This window comes from Deferrisoma palaeochoriense, from assembly GCF_054656955.1.
The window spans coordinates 46911-66974 of record NZ_BAAHXI010000002.1 but is presented as its reverse complement, the minus strand read 5'-3'; the positions used below and the strand labels follow the sequence as shown (position 1 = coordinate 66974).

Annotated in this window: 18 protein-coding genes; 3 read left to right on the top strand and 15 right to left on the bottom strand. The window is 74.0% G+C overall.

Translation table 11 applies throughout. From position 1 onward, the window contains the following. Window positions 1-27: 27 nt before the first annotated feature. From ACYQ8L_RS01160 to ACYQ8L_RS01105, 12 genes are read right to left on the bottom strand one after another with little or no spacing between them, the layout of a single operon-like run. Window positions 28-1410 carry a hypothetical protein gene (locus ACYQ8L_RS01160; RefSeq protein WP_459939920.1) on the bottom strand — a complete coding sequence of 461 codons (1383 nt, stop codon included), beginning with the start codon at window positions 1408-1410 and terminating at the stop codon, window positions 28-30. Then, complete coding sequence (locus ACYQ8L_RS01155; protein ID WP_459939919.1) at window positions 1407-2609, bottom strand: glycosyltransferase family 4 protein; 1203 nt, start codon at window positions 2607-2609, stop codon at window positions 1407-1409. Before ACYQ8L_RS01155 ends, ACYQ8L_RS01160 begins: the two co-directional genes overlap by 4 nt. Then, window positions 2606-3964: an O-antigen ligase family protein gene (locus ACYQ8L_RS01150; RefSeq protein ID WP_459939918.1), complete on the bottom strand. Its 1359-nt coding sequence runs from the start codon at window positions 3962-3964 to the stop codon at window positions 2606-2608. The genes ACYQ8L_RS01155 and ACYQ8L_RS01150 overlap by 4 nt, the downstream gene beginning before the upstream one ends. Next, the gene (locus ACYQ8L_RS01145; RefSeq protein WP_459939917.1) at window positions 3961-6063 is read right to left on the bottom strand and encodes a GumC family protein; all 2103 of its coding nucleotides are present in this window, start codon (window positions 6061-6063) and stop codon (window positions 3961-3963) included. The genes ACYQ8L_RS01150 and ACYQ8L_RS01145 overlap by 4 nt, the downstream gene beginning before the upstream one ends. A 2-nt stretch (window positions 6064-6065) precedes the next feature. Continuing rightward, window positions 6066-7058 carry a polysaccharide biosynthesis/export family protein gene (locus tag ACYQ8L_RS01140; protein WP_459939916.1) on the bottom strand — a complete coding sequence of 331 codons (993 nt, stop codon included), beginning with the start codon at window positions 7056-7058 and terminating at the stop codon, window positions 6066-6068. Further along, window positions 7055-8431 (bottom strand): nucleotidyltransferase family protein, encoded by a 1377-nt coding sequence (locus ACYQ8L_RS01135; protein ID WP_459939915.1) that lies wholly within the window; start codon window positions 8429-8431, stop codon window positions 7055-7057. The genes ACYQ8L_RS01140 and ACYQ8L_RS01135 overlap by 4 nt, the downstream gene beginning before the upstream one ends. After that, window positions 8428-9270, bottom strand: a complete 843-nt coding sequence (locus tag ACYQ8L_RS01130; RefSeq protein ID WP_459939914.1) for a hypothetical protein — start codon at window positions 9268-9270, stop codon at window positions 8428-8430. The genes ACYQ8L_RS01135 and ACYQ8L_RS01130 overlap by 4 nt, the downstream gene beginning before the upstream one ends. Beyond that, window positions 9267-9422, bottom strand: coding sequence for a hypothetical protein (locus ACYQ8L_RS01125; RefSeq protein WP_459939913.1), 156 nt, complete (start codon window positions 9420-9422; stop codon window positions 9267-9269). The genes ACYQ8L_RS01130 and ACYQ8L_RS01125 overlap by 4 nt, the downstream gene beginning before the upstream one ends. Then, a complete protein-coding gene (locus tag ACYQ8L_RS01120) occupies window positions 9419-10474 on the bottom strand; it encodes a radical SAM protein (RefSeq protein ID WP_459939912.1) in 1056 nt (351 codons plus the stop codon). The genes ACYQ8L_RS01125 and ACYQ8L_RS01120 overlap by 4 nt, the downstream gene beginning before the upstream one ends. Further along, entirely contained in the window at window positions 10471-10779 is a 309-nt protein-coding gene (locus tag ACYQ8L_RS01115) for a PqqD family protein (protein ID WP_459939911.1), read from the bottom strand. Before ACYQ8L_RS01115 ends, ACYQ8L_RS01120 begins: the two co-directional genes overlap by 4 nt. 29 nt (window positions 10780-10808) lie before the next feature. Next, the gene (locus tag ACYQ8L_RS01110; protein ID WP_459939972.1) at window positions 10809-11753 is read right to left on the bottom strand and encodes an HD-GYP domain-containing protein; all 945 of its coding nucleotides are present in this window, start codon (window positions 11751-11753) and stop codon (window positions 10809-10811) included. Beyond that, complete coding sequence (locus ACYQ8L_RS01105) at window positions 11750-12556, bottom strand: ExeA family protein (RefSeq protein WP_459939910.1); 807 nt, start codon at window positions 12554-12556, stop codon at window positions 11750-11752. The genes ACYQ8L_RS01110 and ACYQ8L_RS01105 overlap by 4 nt, the downstream gene beginning before the upstream one ends. A gap of 877 nt (window positions 12557-13433) precedes the next feature. On the opposite strand from ACYQ8L_RS01105, the gene ACYQ8L_RS01100 reads away from it, so the two are divergent. Then, window positions 13434-14237 carry a DsbC family protein gene (locus ACYQ8L_RS01100; RefSeq protein ID WP_459939909.1) on the top strand — a complete coding sequence of 268 codons (804 nt, stop codon included), beginning with the start codon at window positions 13434-13436 and terminating at the stop codon, window positions 14235-14237. Window positions 14238-14366: 129 nt separating this feature from the next. Further along, window positions 14367-15146 (top strand): DUF4197 domain-containing protein, encoded by a 780-nt coding sequence (locus ACYQ8L_RS01095; protein ID WP_459939908.1) that lies wholly within the window; start codon window positions 14367-14369, stop codon window positions 15144-15146. Between the two features lie 72 nt (window positions 15147-15218). Here the strand turns inward: ACYQ8L_RS01095 and ACYQ8L_RS01090 are convergent, their stop codons facing one another. Both ACYQ8L_RS01090 and mpl read right to left on the bottom strand, forming a co-directional pair. Next, complete coding sequence (locus ACYQ8L_RS01090; protein WP_459939907.1) at window positions 15219-17051, bottom strand: family 10 glycosylhydrolase; 1833 nt, start codon at window positions 17049-17051, stop codon at window positions 15219-15221. A gap of 125 nt (window positions 17052-17176) precedes the next feature. Further along, a complete protein-coding gene (mpl, locus tag ACYQ8L_RS01085; RefSeq protein WP_459939906.1) occupies window positions 17177-18607 on the bottom strand; it encodes a UDP-N-acetylmuramate:L-alanyl-gamma-D-glutamyl-meso-diaminopimelate ligase in 1431 nt (476 codons plus the stop codon). Between the two features lie 63 nt (window positions 18608-18670). On the opposite strand from mpl, the gene ACYQ8L_RS01080 reads away from it, so the two are divergent. Then, window positions 18671-18859 (top strand): hypothetical protein, encoded by a 189-nt coding sequence (locus ACYQ8L_RS01080; protein WP_459939905.1) that lies wholly within the window; start codon window positions 18671-18673, stop codon window positions 18857-18859. Between the two features lie 35 nt (window positions 18860-18894). Here ACYQ8L_RS01080 and ACYQ8L_RS01075 read toward each other — a convergent pair whose 3' ends face one another. Further along, entirely contained in the window at window positions 18895-20064 is a 1170-nt protein-coding gene (locus ACYQ8L_RS01075; RefSeq protein WP_459939904.1) for an exo-beta-N-acetylmuramidase NamZ family protein, read from the bottom strand.

Sequence of the window (20064 nt, the reverse complement as noted above, 5' to 3'; positions counted from 1 at the left end):
CGACTCCTTTCGCTCCTTGCTGGGGAATCAGGACCGCCTCGGCGGCGCGGCCGGTACGAGGACGGGGTTCGTGAGGGCCCGGAGGGCGCCTGGCCCTTCGAGCCGAAGCCGCACGGGCCGGGGCGCGGTCGCGGGGGGCAGGGGGAGCGTCACCTCGGCCGGAATCCGCACCCGGGCGCGGGCCACCGGTTGGCCGGCCGCCACGAGGGTCAGGGCGGCCTCGAGGCCGGGGGTGCCCTCGATCCGGACCCCGACCGAGGCGCCGTCGGGGGCGGGGGAGAACGAGGCAACGTAGGCCTCCCGGTCCGGTTCCCGCCGGGCCACGGTGAACCGGCCGGCCGCCAGGGCCTCGCGGAGCGCGGGCCAGGAGGCCTCGACCGCGTCCACCAAGAGCACGATCTCCCCCAGCCAACCGGCCCGGCCGTCCCGATGGAGGTCCTGGCCGGCGAACCCCCAGGGCGGGGCCTCTCCGGCCCCGGCGCTCCGGGCTGCGGCGGCGTCCCAGGGGCCCCCGGGGTCGGCCGAGGGAGAGGGGCCGGCCACCAGGGCCTCGAACCCGTGGGCGCCGCGGTTCGCCACCATGGCCTCGGGGTAGGGTTCGTCCCGGAGCGTGGCCGCGGCGAGTCCCTCGCCGACCCGCTCGTCGGCCGGCGCCGCGTCCGGGTGGGCCCACACGAGCAGGGCGCCGTGGGCCCGGCCGTGATTGATCACGGCCTGGTACGGGGCCCACCCGGCCCGCCCGGCCGCCGGCCCCTGCACCGGCCAGGGAAACGCCGGGGCGAGGACGAGGTGTCCCAGGCCCAGGAGGTTCACCGCCGCCAGGCCGGCGGCCCACCTGCGCTCCCCCGGTCGCCGGGCCGCGGCCCAGAGCCCCAGGGAGACGAGAAGCCCGAGGCCGGCCCCGACCAGGGGCCCCCAGGGGAGCCGGTCCCACCGGACCCGCCCCGTGTTCCCCGGGACCGGGAGGTCCTCCCAGCCCTCGAGGTCCGCCAGGCCGTAGAGCAGCAGGTGCCGCCGCCAGCCCCGGAGCACGAGGTCGCCCGGAAGCCCCTCCCACCGGGCGTGGGCCGACACCTCGGCCCCGGGGACCAGCAGGACCCCGGTCGACCGGGCCGCGGCCGCCACCTCGGCCAGGTAGGCGGCCGGGCCGCGGGCGAGCACGCTCGGCCGGTCCACCCGCCAGGCCAGGAGGTGCTCGAAGGGCGGCACGCCCCATGTGGCCCGGACCAGGTCGTGGTCGGCCAGGAGCACGGCGTCCACGCCGCGCTCGGCCGCCAACCGCCCGATCTCCTCGGGGGTGTGGGCCCCGCCGGACCAGACCGTGTGCACGTGGGCGGCCACCACGAGCGGCCGGGCCCCGGCCGGGGCGGCCGCCAGGAGGACCAGGGCCGCCAGCACGAGCCGGATCACGACCCCACCCCCTGGGGGCACACGGCCCCCAGCCGGGCCCGCGCCTCTTCGAGCAGATCGTCGAGGAGGGCGAGCATGGTCTCCAGGCTGAACCGTTCGGCCCGCTTCGGGCCGGCCTCCCCCATCCGGGCCCGGAGGCCGGGATCCCGACGGAGCCGTTCCAGGGCCCGGGCCAGGGCCCCGGGGGTTTCCGGGGGCACTAGGAACCCTGTCTCCCCGTGGGCCACCACGTCGGCGAGGCCGGACACCCGGGCCGCCACCACGGGCCGGCCCGCGGCCATGGCCTCCACGGCCGCCCGGCCCATCCCCTCGTTCCGGGAGGGCATGGCGAGCGCGTCCACGGCGGCCAGGAACCCCGGGACGTCGTCGCGCCAGCCCAGGAGGTGCAGCCGATGGCCCACCCCGAGTTCGGCCGCCAGGCGCTCGAGGGCCGGCCTCTCCTCCCCCTCCCCGAGCACCGCCGCGTGGGTGTCCCCGGGCAGGTGGGCGAGGGCTTGGACGAGGAGGTCGTGGCCCTTGAGCGGGATGAGCCGGCCCACCGACCCCACCAGGAACGCGTCGGGGGGAAGGTCCAGGCTCGCCCGGGACGCGGCCCGGGGAGGCCGGGACCGGAACCGGTCCAGGGGCACCCCGCTCGGCACCACCCGGAACTGGTCCGACCGTCCCACCCCCCGGCGGAGGTGGTCGGCCTTCTCCCGGGGGGTGAGGGCCACGAGGCGGTCGGCCAGGGGGGCCAGGGCCCGCTCCACCCAGAGGAACGCGGCCGAGGCGAGGCGGCTTCCGTACCCCTCGTACACGTGGCCGTGGAAGGTGTGGATCACCCAGGGCACGCCCGCGAGGCGCCCGGCCAGGCGGCCCAGCACCCCGGCCTTGCTGGTGTGGGTGTGGAGGACATGGGGCTCGATCCGGCGGAGGCGGCGCCAGAGGTCCAGGAGGGCCGCCAGGTCTTGGGCGGGCCGCACGGCGCGCACGAGGGCGGAGCTCGTCTCGCGGCGGACCCCGGCCCGCCGGGCCGCCTCGAGTTCCGCCTCCAGCGCCGCCCGCTCCCGGGGACCCATGGCGGATTCGTGGCTCGGCCCGGCCACCAGCCACACCCGGTGCCCGGAGCGGGCCTGGTGTACCGCCGTGCGAAGGGTGTTCTCGGCCGATCCCCCCCGGTCCAGACGGGTCACCGCGTGGCAGATCCGCAACTCGGTCACGGCGCTTCCTCCTCGCCCCCCTTGGGCTCAAGGGCCACCACGGAGGCGGCGGCGAAGAGATAGGGCTCCATCACCCGGATGAGGATGAAGGTGTTGGCCCCCAGGGCGTGGACCCCGAGGCCCCAGGTGGCCGCGAGAAACCCGAGCCCCAGGCCCCGGCGGAGGGGTTCGGGGCTTTGCACGGCCGCCCGGCCCCGCCCCCGCAGGGACCCCAGGATCCACAGGAAGGCCCCCAGACCCAGGAGCCCCGTGTCGGCCAGGAGCTTCACGTACTGGGCGTCCACGAAGCCGTACCCCGTGACCCCGTGTCCGAGGAGCGGGTGGCGCAGGGCGTCTCGGGCCACCTGGACCCAGCTTTCGATCCGGGCCGAGGTGGAGGCGTCCAGGGTGACCCCGGCCACCGTCACCTGGGGCTGGGAGCTTCGTTCCCGGACCGTGTGGAGCACCCGCTCCTTGACCGCCGGGGGCGGGAAGGCCACCAGGGCGGCGGCGGCGAGCAGGCACGCCCCGGCCACCCAGAGCCGCCGCCGGCTGTGGCGCACGAACACCCCGGCGGCCGCGACGGCGGCGAGCCAGGAGGAGCGGGAAAGGGTCAGGAGCAGGGTCGCGCCGAAGAGCCCGAGGAGCCACGGCCCCCACCGGGCCCAGGGCCGGCCGGCCTCCAGCCAGAGCCCGGCGGCGAGGCACCCGGCGAGAACCACGTAGGCCCCCAGGGTGTTGGGTTCCGGATCCCCCTCAAAGGGGGCGCTGATCCGTCCCGCGGCCGGGACCTGGGTGAGGGCCCACAGGCACACCACCGCGGCCACGGCGAAAAAGAGGCCCAGAAACCGCCCGGCCCGGCCGGGCCGGGAGAGGGGCTCCAGGCTCAGGGCGAACACGAGGAAGTACTCGGCGTATTTGAGGACGAACAGCGTGCCGGTGAGGGGCCGGACCCGGCCGGCCGCCAGACCCGCGGCCGTGGACACGGCGCAGACGGCCAGGTACGCGAGCACGGGCCGGGCCACCGCGCTCGGCATCCGGAACCGGGCGGCGCGGTCCACGGCCATGCGGGCCAACCGGCCCACGCAGTACCCGGCCACGACGAGGTCGTCTAGGCGGATCGTCACGGCCCGGCCGGTCTCCAGCCCCCCGGAAGCCCCCGGCCGGAGCGGGATCTCGGGCGAAAGCAGCATGGCCCCGAGGAGGAGGGCAAGCCCCGCCTCGGCCGACCCGAACCCCACTGCGGCCACCGCGAGCCCCAGGAGGGCCGCCGTGCCGGCCAGGGGGGCCAGACCGCAGGCGGCCCCGAGGACGGCCGCGGTCACGAGGACCCAGGGCCCGGCCGGACGGGACGGGGCAAGCGCGACCGCCCTCACGGCGCCCCTCCCCAGGGGCCCAGCCGCCCGGTGACCCAAAGGGCGCTTCCCACCGTGGCCGTGGTGAGGGCACCGGCCACGGCCCAGGCGGCCCGGCGGGTCAGCGGGCCCCGGCTGGCCCGGCTCGCCCGGGCGCGCCAGAGGGCGCCGCAGACCCGGCCCCCGGCGCCGTCCCAGAGCTCTGCCGCCTCCCGGAGGGGGGCCGCGGGCAGGGGCGCGGGCGGGCACGCCAGGACCAGACCGTCCAGAACCGGCGCGACTCCCATGGCCGGGGTCGCCGGCACGATGCCGGGAAGGGCGACGAACACCGCCTCGAATCGATCCCGGAGGCCTGCCAGGGCCCGCCGAACCTCCGGGGTCGCGAGGAACTCGTTTCCGGACGCGGGCCGGGCGCCGGCCGGCACCACCCACAGCCCGTCCAGAGCGGGGCAGGTGGTCAGGTGGCCGGTGTCGATCGGCCCCAGGAGGAGGTCGGAGGGGCCGTACAGGACGTCGTCGGGGCCGGCCGTGCCGCCGGCGAGTTCGGCCAGGCCCGGCACGTCGGCAAGGCCCAGGGCCGCCGAGAGCCAGGGCGTTTCGAACGAGGCGTCCACCAGGGCCACCCCGCGGCCGCTCAGGGACGCGGCCAGGGCGAGCTCCAGGGCGGCCGGGTCCCGGTGGGCCGAACGGAGGGGCGCCACCCCGATCAGGCCGTTCCCGGGGGCCCCGCCCCCGGTCACCCGGGAGCAGGCCCGCCGCAGACCGTGGACCCGCGGGGTGTCGCCGGCCGAGAACTCCTCGAGCAGGGTGGGCCACAGGGGTTCGGGGGGTGGGGGCAGCACGGCGAGCACGGGCGCGCCCACGAGCTCGGTGAGGTGGTCGTCCTCCTCCACCCGGTGGCCGAAGCTCTCGGCGCCCAGGACCCAGAACACCCCCAGGAGGAGCCCCACGATCCCCCCGCCGGCCACGGGCAGCACGGGGTTCTTCCCGTTCACCGGTTCCGTGGGCGGGAAGGCCGGCCGCACCAGGGCCACCTCCTGCACGGGCTCGGCCTCCCGGATGAGGGCCTCCTGGTGCTTGGACGCGAGGAGGCTGTAAAGCTCCTCCTCCACCTTCACCTCCCTCTCGAGGCGCGCGAGCCCCAGAGCGGCCGCCGGAAGGCCGGACAGGCGGTCCCCGAGGGCATCGAGGCGGCGGCGGACCTCGGCGCGCCGGGTTTCGAGGGCGTCGCGGACCTGGGCCACGGCCCCTTCGAGGGCCTCGCGGGCCTCCCGGATCCGGTCCTCGAGTTCCCGCACCTGGGGATGCTCCGGGGTATAGCGCTCCAGGAGCCGGGCCCGGAGTTCTTCCAGATCGGCCAGGGTCTGGGCCTTGACCCGGACGGTGGGGTTTTCGGCGTCGGCGGTCCCCCGGAGCCCCTGAAGGGCCGCCTCGATCTGGTCCAGTTCGAGCCGCAACCGGGCCTCCTCCTCGAGGTCGTGGTCCAGCCGGATGCCCGGGTCTATGACCCCGGTACGTTGCCGGTAGGCCCGCAGTTCCTCCTCGGCCCTCCGGAGCCGCTCGGCGGTGGCCCGGCGCTGGGCCTCGATGAACTCCCGGGCCGTCCGGACCCGCCGGGTTTTCTGGCGGGCGTTGAGGTCCCGGTACGCGGCCACCAGGTGGTTCGCTAGGGCGGCCGCGCCCTCCGGGTTTTGGTCTTGCACCCGCACGTCGATGAGGCTCGTGGCCCCTCGGCGTTGGGCCGAGACCCGTCCCGACAGGTCCTCGAGCACGGCCACGTGGGACGGGGCCGCCGCAAGCGCCTCGTCGTCCAGTTCCGGGGGCACGAGGCCCGCCCGGCGGGCCGCCTCGGCGAGCACCGGGAACGACGCGATCACGGCGGCCTGGCTTTCGATCTCGTCGGCGGCCGACCAGGACACGGTCTCCAGGAAGAGCCCCACGGGGGTGCTCTCCCGCTCGTACCGGACGGTGGCGACGGCCTCGAACACCGGGGGCGGGGCCGTCATCCGGGCCGAGAACCCCGCCGCCGCGGCGGCCACACCGGCGCTCGCCGCCAGGGCGAGGGCTCGGCGCCGGAGGATCCGCACGAGGCGGGGGAGATCGAGGTCCAGGGTGCGCATCGCTACTCCGTGAGGTTCCGGGTGTTCAGGCCGGTGCCGCTGGTGAGATTGAGCACCTCCAGGGTGGGCCGGATCTGCTCGAGGAACGCGTTCCAGTCGCCGGCCCGGGAACGGCCCACGTACACCACGTCGCCGGGTTCCAGGAGCGGCCCCGGGGAACCGAGCCGCACGGGGATGGCCCGGGCGCCCTCCGGCCCGGGGCGGAGCACCGCCACCAGATCGCGCCGGGCCCGGGGGCTGAACCCCCCGGCCTGGGCGACGGCCTGGAGCACGTCGGTGGGGCGCTCCAGGGGATAGGTGCCCTGGCGCTCCACCTCCCCGATCACGTAGAACCGGGCCGGCCCCTCCGGCGCCACCGCGATCTGGTCGCCCGCGTCGAGCACCAGCCGTCCCGCTCCCGTCGGGTCCAGGGCTTCGGCCAGGGGGATGCGCCACGTCACATCGCCGCGGCGCACCGTGACGAGCCCCCGCTCGGGGCCGGCGTACCGGCCGGCCAGGAAGGGGCCGAGCCGCGTGAGGCCGTCCAGCGCCACGACCTGGGCGCCGTCGGGAAGCCGCAGGGTCACCCGGTGGGCCCGGGGTTCCGCGAGCCGCAGGGATACCGTGGGATCCCGGAGGAGGCGCGACAGGCGGGCCTCGACCTCCGCCCGGACCTCGGTCAGGGTGCGCCCCCCGGCCTTGAGGCGGCCCACGTGGGGCAGGGCCAGGTATCCGTCGGCCTCCACGGGGAACTGCCGCACCGGCAGGTCGGGCTCCCCCAGGAACACCGCCTCGACCCGGTCACCCGGGCCCAGGCGGTACTCGCAGCGGCCCTCCCGGCAGGCAAACACCCGGTTTTCCGCCGGATCGGGGGGCAGGGGAGGGGAGGGGGGCGGCTCCGGGGTGCGCGGCGTGGCGGCCACCTCGGCCGGGGGCGCGGCCGGAAGCTCCACCACCGGCGGCGGCGCCAGGGCGCAGCCCCCCAGGACGAGGGCGACCGCGGCCAGGCCCCTCACGGTCCCACCTCCGGCCCCAGGGCCGCGACGAGGCGGGCCGCCCGCAGGAGGGCCACCAGGGGGGCGGACCCGCGCCCCCCTTGGGAAGGGGCGCGAAACCTCTTTTCCGGAATGATGGTTCGAAACACAAAGTTCATCTTGTTTCGAAGGCCGGCGTGGCCCCGCAGGTGGGCCGCCGCGACCCGGACCCCGTCGCGGAGGCCGGGCAGACAGCCGTCCCGCAGGAGCCGGAGCACCGCCGGCAGCGCGGCGGCGGTGACGCCGCCCCAGCCCGTGTCCTGGGCGAGGAGGGCGGCGCGGTCCAGGGCGCCGCGTCCCCAGCGGGCCTCGAACCAGGCCAGGTCCACCAGCCGCACCAGGGGGCGCAGGAGGTGGCCGGGGCGGGTGAGATGCTCGAGCAGCAGCGCCCCGTGGACCTCGGGAGGGGGTTCCCAGACCGGGTTCCCGAGGAGATCGGCGCGGGCGGCGTCCCGCCACGGATCCGGGCCCAGGCCGGCGTGGGCCAGGGGCACCGTGGCGTTCACGAGGCCCCAGTGGAGGTGCACGGCGAAGGCGCCCTCGGGGTCCCGGTAGAGGGCCGAGGGCAGGGAGGAGCCCGGGGGCCGGGTGTCCGGCACGGTTTCCCCCAGGGGCCGGAGCCCAAGGGCGGTGAGGACCTCGTGGGCCCGGGCCCGTTGTCCGGGGGGCACCAGCAGGTCGGCGTCGTTCATGGGCCGCAGGTGGGCGGCCGGGTACACCCGGTGGGCGAGCCACACCCCTTTGAGGGGCATCACTTCCACCCCGGCCCGGCCCAGGGCCTCCAGGGCCCGGGCGAGTTGCCCGGTCTGGAACGCCTCGGCCGCCGCGGCGCGAAGCGCCTCCCGCTCGAGGCCGGGGGGGAGGGGGCCCACCACGGAGGCCAGGCGGTGGGCCAGAAGGGGGGCGAGGCGTTCTCGCCGGGCGGCCGGTGTCCACCGGGCCACCTCTTCGGGAGGAGGGGGTTCCGGGGGGTCGGCCGGCAGGCACCACCGAACCCAGGCCGGGGCGGGCCGGGGCGCCGGGGCCGGCAGGCAAAACCGGGGCTTTCTCGGCCCGGGCAGGTCCTCTAGGCGCCCGTCCCGGACCCGCCACTGGGCAACCCCCAGAACCCTCTCGGCGGAAACCGGTTCGGCCGGCCCGGCCTGCGCGTCTCCCCGCACCCAGAGGGTGCCGCCCGATCGGCGAAGCACCCGGTGAAGCACCGGAACCGGTCCGGCCAGGAGCGCCACTTGCCCCGGCCTGGGTTCCCCTTCGGCCGCCGGCCGGACGAACACCCGGTCGCCCGCCAGGAGGCAGGGCGCCATGGAGCCCCCCCGGACCAGGACCACCCGATCGGGCAGGGGCGCTCGGCTCATGCGGCCTCCCTCGGGAACAGGGTGTCGAGGCATGCCGGATGGGGGAAGAACCCCACCTCCTCCGGCGGGATCCGGGTCACGATCTGGTGGAGGGCCTCGAGGACCAAGGCGGTCCGCACGGGGTCCCAGTGGGGCAGGAACACGCAGGGCAAGAGCCGCGCCAGGGCGGTGTCGGGGTCGGGGGGGCGGCGGTAGGGCACCCGGGACTGGGTCAGGAGGTGGAGCGCCCCGAGCGGCGCGCCGCCCCCCAGGGCCCGGCCGGCCGTGCCGTGCCACGGGGTGCCGTGGCACCACACCGCGTCCTCCCGGACCCGGAGCACGACCCGGTCGTCGCTCAGCACCGGCGCGCCCCGGGCCGAGGCCCACAGGGTGGCCATGGTGGACTTCCCGGTGCCCGAAACCCCCGTGAACCCCAGGGCCCGGCCCCCCTGCACCACGGCCGAGGCGTGGAGGAGTACCCCGCCCAGGTCGGGGAGGAGGTGCACGAACAGGAGCTCGTCCAGCGGGTAGTCGAGCACCGGGGCCTCGGGATCCAGCCCGTACACCCGCACCTCCCGGAACGTCTCGGAGATCCAGGCCGTACCGGGCCCCCCGGCCGGGCGAAAGAGAAATCCGCCGCCCGCCTCCCAGAGGCTCCAGGTCTCGCCGCTCCGGAACTGGAGCGTCCCGGAAAAGGCGGGCGGCGGGCCGGGCAGGGCGGTGACCGCCACGTCCAGGGGCGCGTCCTCCCGCTCCACCCGGAACGGCCCGTAGGCTGGCCGGGCCAGGGGGAGCCCGCCGTCCCGCCGTTCCACCCCGACCACCACGTCCCCGATCCGAAACCGCGCCGCCGGCGTCATGACCCGAGCCTCTGCTTGCACCAGGGGTGCAGGCACCACTTCCGGCCCCGGGCCGGCTGCCACCGCTGGGTCTTGCAGGCGGCCAGCACGGCTTCCTCCACGGCCAGTTCCACCCGCCGCAGCACGGGTTTGGCGTAAGGCTTCCGGTTCACGCGCACTTCCTCCCGAAGGCTTCGGCGCGGCCGTGGGCCAGGGAGCACAGGTACTCGACCCTGGCGTTCCACCGGCCGTGTTCGAGAAAGGCCCAGGCGGGACAGTGGTCGCACAGGTTCCCCAGGTCGCAGGCCCCGCACTCGGGATTTCCGGGGGGCAGGAGGTCTAAGATTCGGGGGACGTCGCGTTCCCAAGCGGCCCGAAACCCCGCCTCGAAGACGGACACCCCGAGCCAGGGAAGGAGCAGGCACGGCGTCACCGCCCCCTCCGCCGTCAGGTGGAACGCCGTGCGGCCGGCCCCGCATCCCAGGCCGTTCGGTCCGGTACCCCCCGAAGGCAGGGCGCAGGCCTCCCGCCAGGCCTCGCACCGGTCGGAGAACCGGGCCTCGAAGGCCAAAACCTCCTCGGGGGAGAGCCGCTCCCCCAGGGGGCGGGGGGCGCCGTCGAGGCGCGGGTTGATCGCGGGATCGAACCGAAAGCCCACGCCCAGGTTCCGGGCCCAGGTCGCCATCGCGTCCAGTTCGGGCGCCGTGGCGCGGGTGAGGACCGTTTTGAGCGTGACGGAGAGTCCCTCGGCCACGGCCGCCTCCACGTGGGCCCGGACCGCGGGCCAGGCGTCGGGCCGCCCGGTGGCCCGGCCGTAGCCGTGTTCCGACACCCCGTACACCGAGATCTCGATCGAGGCCGGGGGCCGGTAGGCGAGAAGGTCCCGAATCCTTTGGTCGAGGAGCAGCCCGTTGGTGAACAGGGTCACCAGGAAGCCCCGCTCCACGGCGTGGAGGTAGATCCGCTCGAACCCCGGATGGGCCAGGGGTTCCCCGCCCGTGAGGGTGAGCCACAGGCAGCCGGCCTCCGCCAGCTCGTCCAGGAGCCCGAGGATCTGGGGCGTCGTGAGCTCGGGTCCGGGCCTTGCCTCGGGGCAGTAGCAGTGGGGGCAGGAGAAGGGGCAGGCCCGGGTGAGCTCGAAGGTGCCCTCCACGGGTACCCGGTGTTCCCAGAACTCGTCGGCCGTTTCCTGGGCCCACAGGGTCAGGGGAACGGTGGGGGTCATTCCGTGACCTCCAGCACCCCCGCCGCGATCCCGTCGGCCAGAAACCCGAGCACGTCGGCCCGCAGAATGAGCCGGTCGGCCTCGTACTCGGCCAGCAACGCGTCCACGATCTCGTCCACGCACCGGGCCGTGGGCAGGAGTTCCCAGATCCGGGCGGCCACCTCGTTCAGGGTGAACACCGACCCGAGCTCGGAAGCCCTGCGCGCGGTGGGCACGAGGACCATCTGGGATCCCACCCGGCGCGCGGCCACGTGGCGGGACGGGCGGGGAAGGGGGATCGGATCCAACCGGATCAAGGTCTGCATGGTACGTCTCCTTCGGGGGGTGGGAGGCCTCAGTGGGGCTGCCCCGGGCGGGGGTCTCCGAGGACCTCTGCGATCCGCAGCGACGGGTGGCGCAGGAGATCGACGTTCCGGGCCCCCCCGGACTCCCACACCCGGATCACGGGCCGAAGCGGCGCCGACGGCCGCACCTCCCACACGGTGCCCGACCGGCCGTCGCTCAGCCGGACGCGGGTCGTGGGGGGGAACGGGGTCAGTTCCCGGAGCAGGGCGCGTACCGGGCGGGGGGCCAACCGTCCCCGCAGGTCCTTGGCCAACGCCGCCACGGCCTGGTGGGGCGGCACGGCCGGCCGGTGGGGCCGGGGATGGACCATGGCCTCGAAGGTGTCGGCCACGGCGATGATCTTGGCCTCGAGACAGATGGCGTCGCCGCGCAGGCGCCGGGGATAGCCGCTGCCGTCCTCGCGCTCGTGCTCCTCGAAGGCCGCGCGGGCCGCCGGATCGGCCTTGGGCCCCAGATTCCGTAGCAGCCGGAACCCGAGGGACGGGTGCCCCTCGATGACGCGGCGCTCCCCCTCGGAAAACGCCGAGGGCTTGAGCACCACGTCCTCGGGCAGAGCCGCCATCCCGAGGTCGTGGGCCGCGGCCGCGAGCGCCACGTTGACCCGGGCCGCCTCGTCGAGCCCCATGGCCCGGGCGATCGTGAGGCTCAGGACGGTGACGTTGGCCGAGTGGCGGGCGATCAGCTCCTCCGGGGAATAGGGCTCCAGACTCTTCCGGAGGAGGGCTCCGTCCGGGTCGCCCGTCCGGGCCCACCGGCACACCGTGCCCACGATCCGCCCGAGCCGCACCCGGGAGCGCCTCCGGATCCCGTCCGCCACGCGGGCCAGCCCCTCCACCAACTCCTCGTAAAGCGACTCGCCGGATCCCACGGGCGGCACCCCGCCCCGGAGTTCCAGGGCGGTCGCGGCGGTTCCGTTGCCCACGAGATCGATCATGCGCACGACACCACCTCCTCGTCGGCGAAGGCCACGTGGGCCTCCTCCACGAACGGCGCCCGCTCCAGGTACGCCCGCAGCAGGGCGAGATCGCACAGGGTATTGATGTCGCGGGGGACGCCCCGGGACAGCCGGTAGACGGCCGCCAGGGCGCGCGGCCGGAACATGCACCGGGTGGCGCCCGCCCGCTTGAGCCGCGTCAGCACGTACCGCACGGTTTCGTCCTGGGTCAGGGGGCCGAGCCGCGCCCGGATGCCGATGCGCTGGTGGAGTTGGGGCAGGGCCCGGATGCGGTTCAGGACCTCGGGCTGGCCCAGGAGGACCACCGTGAGCAGGAACCGGTCGTCCAGCTGGTGGTTCAGAAGGAGGCGGAGTTCCTCGAGCGTCTCGAGCCCCTGGATCGCCTGGGCCTCGTCCACCACGAGAAGGCTCTCGACCCCCCGCCGGTGGTTCTGGAGCAGGCGGGCGCGGACTTGCCCGAGGAGCTCGTCCTTCGAGTCTCCCCGAGGGGCCTCCCCCCACTGCCGAAGGACCTCCCGGAGGAACCCCACCGGATCGAGGCTCGGGTGCACGAGGAGGGCCACGTCGTACGCCCCCGGGGCCAGGGTGGCCAGATAGCGGCGACACAGCAGGGTCTTGCCGCACCCCACGTCGCCCACCACGAGCACGGCGCCCTTTCGCCGGCTCACGGCGTACTGGACCCGGGCCAGGCATTCCCGGTGGACCTCCGAGGCGTAGAAGAACCGAGGGTCCGGGACGTTCTCGAACGGCGGAGCATGCAGGTTCCAGTAGGTCTCGTACATGGGGCCCTTCCCGGTATTGCGGGGTCCGACGCGTCGGGCTCACGGATCGGCAGGGGTGCAAAGAGACTTTAGGGTTTTTTCACACATTGCCACCGCAAAGTTTCACACCTCAACGCCGACCTTGTGTTTCTTTGACATATCAGGCGGTTCCAAGATGCCAGCGTCACTTAGTGCGTAATTCGGTAATTTCTCCCACTTGTCTGTAGTTGTTGCATATCCAAGAACCCACCGTTCAGACCATCGCAACTAGGTTCCCCCCGAACCCGAGGACACTCGTCACGTCGCCGAACCCAGGCCGCGGCGAACCCCGGCGGCCCCCGAACCGTCGTCAAGGACGCGCCCGGCAAAAAGCCCCGGGCCAGTCCCGTCGCGGCGGACAGCGGCACCTTCGGTGGGTCCATGGCGGGCGCTTCGGCGAGGTCCGGGCGGTGGCGGGTTCACGAACACCGCCGGGACTCGCCGTCGGGCGGCAAAGGGAACACTCGCGCAGGTCGAACCGGGAAGGGTCTGGGGGGGGAACCCGGAGGACTGGGGGACTCTACGGACTCGGCCGCCGACCCGTCGGCGGACACGGGAGCCCACAAAGGCTTGACCGACCCGAAACCAATACACGGAACCGCCCAAATCAGAGCGCCCAGTCGCGGAGGAGACAATGCCGCCCCGGATAAGCAACGTCTGATAAGATATATTATGTCAAGTTATGACCGTGACCCGGTCTGGACCGGTCCTTGCCGCCCTTCCCCTCCTGCGCGGGGCTTGGTAGAGTGCCCGATCCCACGGTCCCTGCGCGGCCCCTAGGAGAGTTCCGGCCCGGGGAGTTGCGAAAGGGGCCGTGGACGGTTCCCAGGATTCCGTCGCGGTCAGGGAGGTGAGTTACATGCATCGTGTCGTTGTTTTCTTCTCGGTGGCAGCCCTATCCCTTGTGTCCTTTTCCGCCCTTGCCTTCATGACGGACGGTTGCGGCTCCGGAAAGTGCTCCGACTGCCACACCTTGACCCAGAAGGAGGCGGAGGCGGCCCTGGGGAAGCTCGTGGACAAGGTTCTCGGCGTGCGAGAGGCCGCGGTGCCGGGCATGTGGGAGGTGGACGTCGAAAAGCGAGGCCAGAAGCTCCCCGTGTTCCTCGACTACTCGAAGCGGTTCGTGATCACCGGAGACGTCATCGATCTTGAAAAGATGACCAGCGTGACCCGGGAGCGGTACATCGATCTGAACCGGATCGATCCCTCCGTCATCCCCCTGGAGGACGCCGTGGTGATCGGGGATCCCGAGGCGCCCACGCGGATTGTGGTGTTCGACGATCCCGAATGCCCCTTCTGCAAAAAGTTGCACCCCGAGATGAAAAAGGTTGTCCAGAAGCGGCCGGACGTGGCGTTCTTCATCAAGATGCTGCCGCTGAAGATCCACCCCAACGCCCGCAAGAAGGCCCAGGCGATCATCTGCGCCAAATCGGCCCAGATGCTCGAGGACAGCCTGGCGGGGAAGCCGATCCCGGACCCGACCTGTGAGACCGACCAGATCGAGAAGAACGAGGCGCTAGCGAAACAGATCGGGGTGCGCTCCACCCCGACCCTCGTGTTCCCCGACGGCCGGGTCGTTCCCGGCTACAAAGATGCCGCCACCATCCTTTCGTACCTGGACACGCCGGAGACCGGGGGTAAAAAGGAGGCGGCCAAGCACTGACGCCGTGCATAGCACATAGGCCTTGGCCGGAGCGCCGGACGTCCGGGATGCCGAACCGTTCTGGGGTGTCCCTGTGAGTGTTCCGGAGGGGTTGCGGCTGGGGAAGCGCTCGCACATCGGGAGGCGGGGATGAGCATCACGACAAGGGCGGGGGCACTGGGTTTGGTGGTTGCGGCGTGTTTCTTGGGCGCGGGCGGTGGGGCAGACGCCGGGTGGCTCGACAGCCTGAAGGGCGCCGTGGAAAAGGCCGTGCCGGGCCAGGCCACCGAAGCCGGAACCGAGGCGGCGGGGGGAGCACAGCTCTCCCCCGACGAGATCGCGGCCGGCTTGAAGGAGGCCTTGGCCAAGGGGGCCCGGGCCGCCGTGGAGCGGGCGTCCCAGGCCGGGGGGTTCCTCGAAAACCCCAAGATCCGGATCCCCCTGCCCGACCGCCTCCAGACGGCGGCCTCGGTGGCCCGGCGGTTCGGGCTGGGCGGCCAGGCGGACGCGTTCGAGGAGACGATCAATCGCGCTGCCGAGCGGGCCGCGGCCGAGGCCCTGCCGGTTTTTTCCGACGCCGTCACGTCCCTCACCTTCGACGACGTCCACGCGATCTGGAAGGGCGGGAACACCGCGGCCACCGAGTATCTGCAAAAGACCACCCGGGAGGATCTCTACGCGCGGTTCCTGCCCGTGGTGAAGAAGGCCTCGGAGGAGGTCGGGGTGACCCGGGCTTACAAGGGGTTTGCCGGCCGGCCCGAGATCGCCTCCTACGTGGCCGGATCGGACCTCGACCTCGACCACTACGTGACGGACAAGGCCCTGGACGGGCTCTTTACCCTGGTGGCCGAGGAGGAGCAGAAGATCCGCACGAACCCCGTGGCCCGGACCACCGACCTCCTCAAGAAGGTGTTCGGGGGCCAACCGTAGGACCGCTCGTGGAGGCTGGGAAGGCGTCGGTACGCACCGGGACGGATTTTGGCAATCGAGTCGCCACAGGGTTTAGCCTCCGAGCCTTCTAGCGTTCCAGCCTCCTAGCCTCCCAGCCTCCTGGCCTCCCAGCCGAACCCCCGTGGAGGCCAGGATCCGGCGGAGGGCGTTTCGGCGGGCGGGCCACGGCGCCTCGGAAAAGGGAACCGCCCTCCCCTGCCCTCGCTCCCGGACCCGGTAGACCCAGAACCCGTTGGAAACCCGCACCGGGCCCACCAGGTCCCCGGGCCTCGCCGCGGCCAGGGCCTCCCGGCCGGGGAGCCCCTCGGTCAGGTAGCGCCGCCCCAAGGGGCCTCCGAACCGGGCCGTCCCGCCCTGGCTCACCTCCCGGGCCACCCGGCCGAAGTCCTCCCCGGCCCGAACCCGTTCCAAGGCCTCCCGGGCCCGGGACGCCTGCTCGGCCACCCGTTCGGGAGGGTCGTCCGGGTTCACGTACCGGAAGATCCCCTCCAGGTCCACCCAGTCGGGCACGGTCACCGTGGAACGGGCGGCCGCCTCCACGGCGGCGGAAAGAACCCCCTGCCGCGCCGCCTCGAACTCCGCCCACCTCCGGTCCAGGGCCCCGTCCGGGACGGCCAATCCGGCCCAGTCCCCGCCGACCGCTCGGTCCACCAGGGCCCACAGGCGCCGGCCGCCCTCCGTGCGGGGTGCCGGGGGCGCCCGGTGGGAGACCGGGGGGACGAAGCGGCCCCCCAGCGCCTCAACCCACGGCCCGGGGCCGCCGGGGCGGTCCAGGAGGGTTCCCCAGTCGAACAGGCAGTACCGCCCCACGGCGGCCCGCCGCGCCTCCTCGCGGATCTGGGCCGGGGCCTTCACATACCCTCCCAGCCCGAGCCAGAGTTCGGTCCCCCAGGGCCCCACCGCGGCGAGCGCGCGGCGCGCCTGGGCCTCCACCCGGGCCGGAGGTCCGAAATAGGCCATGGGATAGAGGGCGTCCACGAGCCCCTCGGCCGCCCAGGTGCGCCAGTCCTGCCCCTTGTCCCGGTACGAGGACCCCGGATCGGGCCAGACCGCCGCGGAGAGCCGAACGCGCCGCCCCTCCACCCGGTCGAGCTCCCGGCGCACGGCCCGCACCAGGGCCGTCACCTCCCTCGCCCGGGCCTCCGCCCACAGGAGCCCCAGGGTGGTGAGGATCCGGTCCCCGGCGGGCATGGACCCGTCGAGCCAGGCCGCGAGGTCGGGGGCGTCCCGGAGCTCGGGGGGCAGAAGCCGGGGGTCCAGGCCCCAGGTTTCCCGAAACCTCTCGCCCAGGGGGCCGCCCTGGCCGTAGCCCGGCCCCGGGTACCGCACGAAATCGAGGTGGATCTCCCCCACGGGATAGGCCGCCACGAGCTCCTGGACCACTTCCACGAAGAGGTCCCGGTACCCCAGGGAGGCCGGGTCGGCGTAGATCCCCTCGATCCAGCCCAGGGCCCGCTCCACGGGGCCGTACCCGTCCACTCGGCGGCCCTCGTCGTCGGTGAGGACCCATTCCGGGTGGGCCCGGGCCGGGTGGGCCGGGTCGGCCGGGGGAGTCTCGTCGCCCCAGAGGTAGTAGACGTTGAGCCAGGCGGCCACGGGAACCGGGGCGCAGGCCTCGAGGGCCAGGGCGAGGGGGTCGTGGCCCTCCGGCGCGGCGCGGAGGGGCTCGGCCCGGGGAGCGACCTCGCTCGGGTACCAGGCGTCCCCCCGGCCCCGCACCTGGACGACCAGGCGCTCGAGCCCGGCGGTTTTCGCGGCCTCGCAGGCCCGGGTCAGTTCCGCGGGGTCGGCCAGGCGGTCCCGGACGAGCCAGGCGGCCCGCCGGGCCGTGCCCGCGGCGCACCCCGCCAGAACCAGAAGAAAAACCGCCATCGCCAGGGGCATGGGCGCGAACCCTGGGGCGTTTTGGTGCGCGCGGCCCCCGCCCCTCGCGTGCCGGGCCCCGGCCGGCCCCCCGAAGCCGCCGCGCCCTACCCGATCCCGTTTCGGGGATCCCGGCACGGGGCGCATCAGGTCCTCCCCCGCAGCGCCTCCAGGAGCCTCTCGTGGATCCCCTCGAAGCCGCCGTTGGAGAGCACCACGACCACGTCCCTTGGCCGGGCCCCGGCCGCCAGGAACTCCACGATGGCCCCGGCGTCGGGAAACGCCTGGGCCGGCACCCCCCTCGCCGTGAGGTCCCGGGCCAGCCGGTCCACGTCGAGCCGGTCTTCGGGCGGCACCTTCTCGGGGTTCGGCACCTCCCGCAAGCACACCCGGTCGGCGGCGTCGAAGGCCCCGACGAGGGCCTCCTGGAAGACCCGGCGGCGCATGGTGTTCGACCGGGGCTCCACGACGGCCCAGAGGCGCCGGCCGGGGAACCGGCGGCGGAACCCCTCGAGGGTGGACCGGATCGCGGTGGGATGGTGGGCGAAGTCGTCGTACACCGCCACCCCGTCCGCCTCCCCCCGGAGCTCGGCCCGCCGCCGCACCCCGGGAAAGCTCGCCACCGCCTCCTCGATCTCCTCCGGGGCGAGCCCGGCCAAGGTCAGGGCCGCGGCCGCCGCGAGCACGTTCCAGGCCTGGTGGGGCCCCACGAGGGCGTACCGAAGCGCGAGGGTCCGCCCCTCTGGCCCCCGGGCGGCGAGTTCCCCCTCCCTGCCCTCCCCCGCCCAGTCGGCCGGGTTCCCCCGGGCCGAGTAGGTCACCACCGGGCACGGGGCGTCGCGGACCAGGGCCATGACCTCGGGGTCGTCGGCGTTGGCCACGAGGGCCCCGGTGCGCGGGACGATGCGCACGGCCTGCACGAACGCCCTCCTGAGGCTCGGCAGGTCCGGGTAGATGTCGGCGTGGTCGTACTCCAGGTTGTTCAGAACGAGGATCCGGGGCCGGTAGTGGACGAACTTGGGCCGTTTGTCGAAAAAGGCCGTGTCGTACTCGTCGCCCTCCAGTACGAACCACTCCCCTTCTCCCAGTCGGAAGCCGCCCTCCAGGCCCCGGGGCATCCCGCCCACGAGCCAGGAGGGCTTGCGGCCGGCCTGTTCCAGAGCCCAGGCACACAGGGCTGAGGTGGTGGTTTTGCCGTGGGTGCCGGCCACCACCAGGGCCTTGCGGCCCGGCAGGAAGGCCCGGCCCAGGAGTTCCGGTAGGGAACACCGTTCCAGATCCCGGTCCAGCACGGCCTCGAGTTCCGGGTTTCCCCGGCTGATGGCGTTTCCCACCACGACCAGATCGGGGGCCGGGTCGAGGTTCGCCGGGTCGAACCGATCCGCCACCGGAACGCCGGCCGCGGCGAGCACCTCCGACATGGGGGGGTACATGGCCTGGTCGGAACCCGTCACCCGAACGCCCCGCCGGTGGAGGGCCACGGCCACCGAGGCCATCGCCGTGCCGCAGATCCCGAGGAAATGGAGGTGCTGGTTGTCCAACGAAATGGAGGAGAACTGTTTTGTCTGGTTGAACACGCCAGGATCCTTTTGTTACACTCCAAGTCCGCGTTTGATTTTGCTTCGCATAGGGAGGGACTCATGAACCGCGACCAGGCCGTCCCGTACATCCTCGCCCACGCGTTCCTGAAGTGGTGGAAGGATATGGGCCAGCCGGAACTGGAACCCGCGTTCCACTACTGGGCCGACCGGGAGAACCTGAAGGCCCGGCGCCGCCACACGGTATGGCGGCGGGTGGAGGAGCTCCAGGCGAACCGGCGGGCGGCCTGAGGGGCGGCCGGATCGCCCTCCCCCGTTCGGGGGGTTCAGTACAGGCGCACCATAGCGGTTTCTTCCTCCCAGCGCCGCAGATCCTCGGCCCACCCGGATTCCATTTCCCTGGGGTCAGCCCCGGCCTCGATGGCCTCCCGGAGGCGTTCCGACCCCAGGAGGAGGTGGATCGGAAGCCGCTCGGTTTCGTACTCGTAGGGGGGCGGCCGCCACCCGAACCCCCGGTCTGAGGCGAGGTCCCAGAGGGCCGCGAGGATCGCGAGGCCGGTCCGGTACGGCCGGAACGCCGCCGGGTCGGTGACGTGCAGGTGCACCCCCTCGCAGGGCCGGCCCGCCCACTTCTGGAAGGTGGGCTCGAACCCCACCGGCCGGAACACCACCCCCGGCAAGCCGTACCGCTCGAGCCTTCGGGCGAGGGCCTCGCCCCCCACCCACGGGCCGCCCACGATCTCGAAGGGCCGGGTGGTGCCCCGCCCCTCCGAGGCCGTGGTGCCCTCGAGGAGCACGGTGCCCGGGTACACCAACGCCGTGTCGAAGGTGGGCATGTTGGGCGAGGGCATGATCCACGGCCGGCCCACCTCGGGCCACAAGCCCCCGGGGTCCCACCCCTCCACCGGAACCACGTCCAACTCGCACTCCACTCCCCTTGCGGAACGGAACCACCGGGCCAGCTCCCCCACCGTGAGCCCGTGGCGCATGGGGATCGGCTCCAGCCCCACGAACGACCGCTGTTCCGGCTCGAGGAGGTTTCCCTCGGCGGCCCGGCCCAGGGGGTTGGGCCGGTCGAGCACCACCACCCGCACCCCGTGCCGGCCGCAGGCCGCCATGGCGAGCCGAAGGGTCCAGATGAACGTGTACACCCGGCAGCCCACGTCCCAAAGGTCCACCAGGAGCACGTCGAGCCCGTCGAGCATCTCGGCCGTGGGCTCCCGGCGCTCGGCGTAGAGCGACCACACCGGGATCCCCAGCGCGGGGTCCACCCCGTGGGGCGACTCCACCATGTTGTCCTGCACGTCCGAGCGCACCCCGTGCTGGGGGCCGAAGAGAGTCGCCAGGCGCACCCCCGGGAGCGCCGCCACCCGGTCCCGGGCCCACCGGAACTTCCGGTCCACGCTGGCCGTGTTGAGCAGCAGCCCCACCCGTTCCCCGGGCCGCACCCAGCGGCCGGGCTCCTGGCAGAACCGCTCCAGTCCCACCGTTACCAT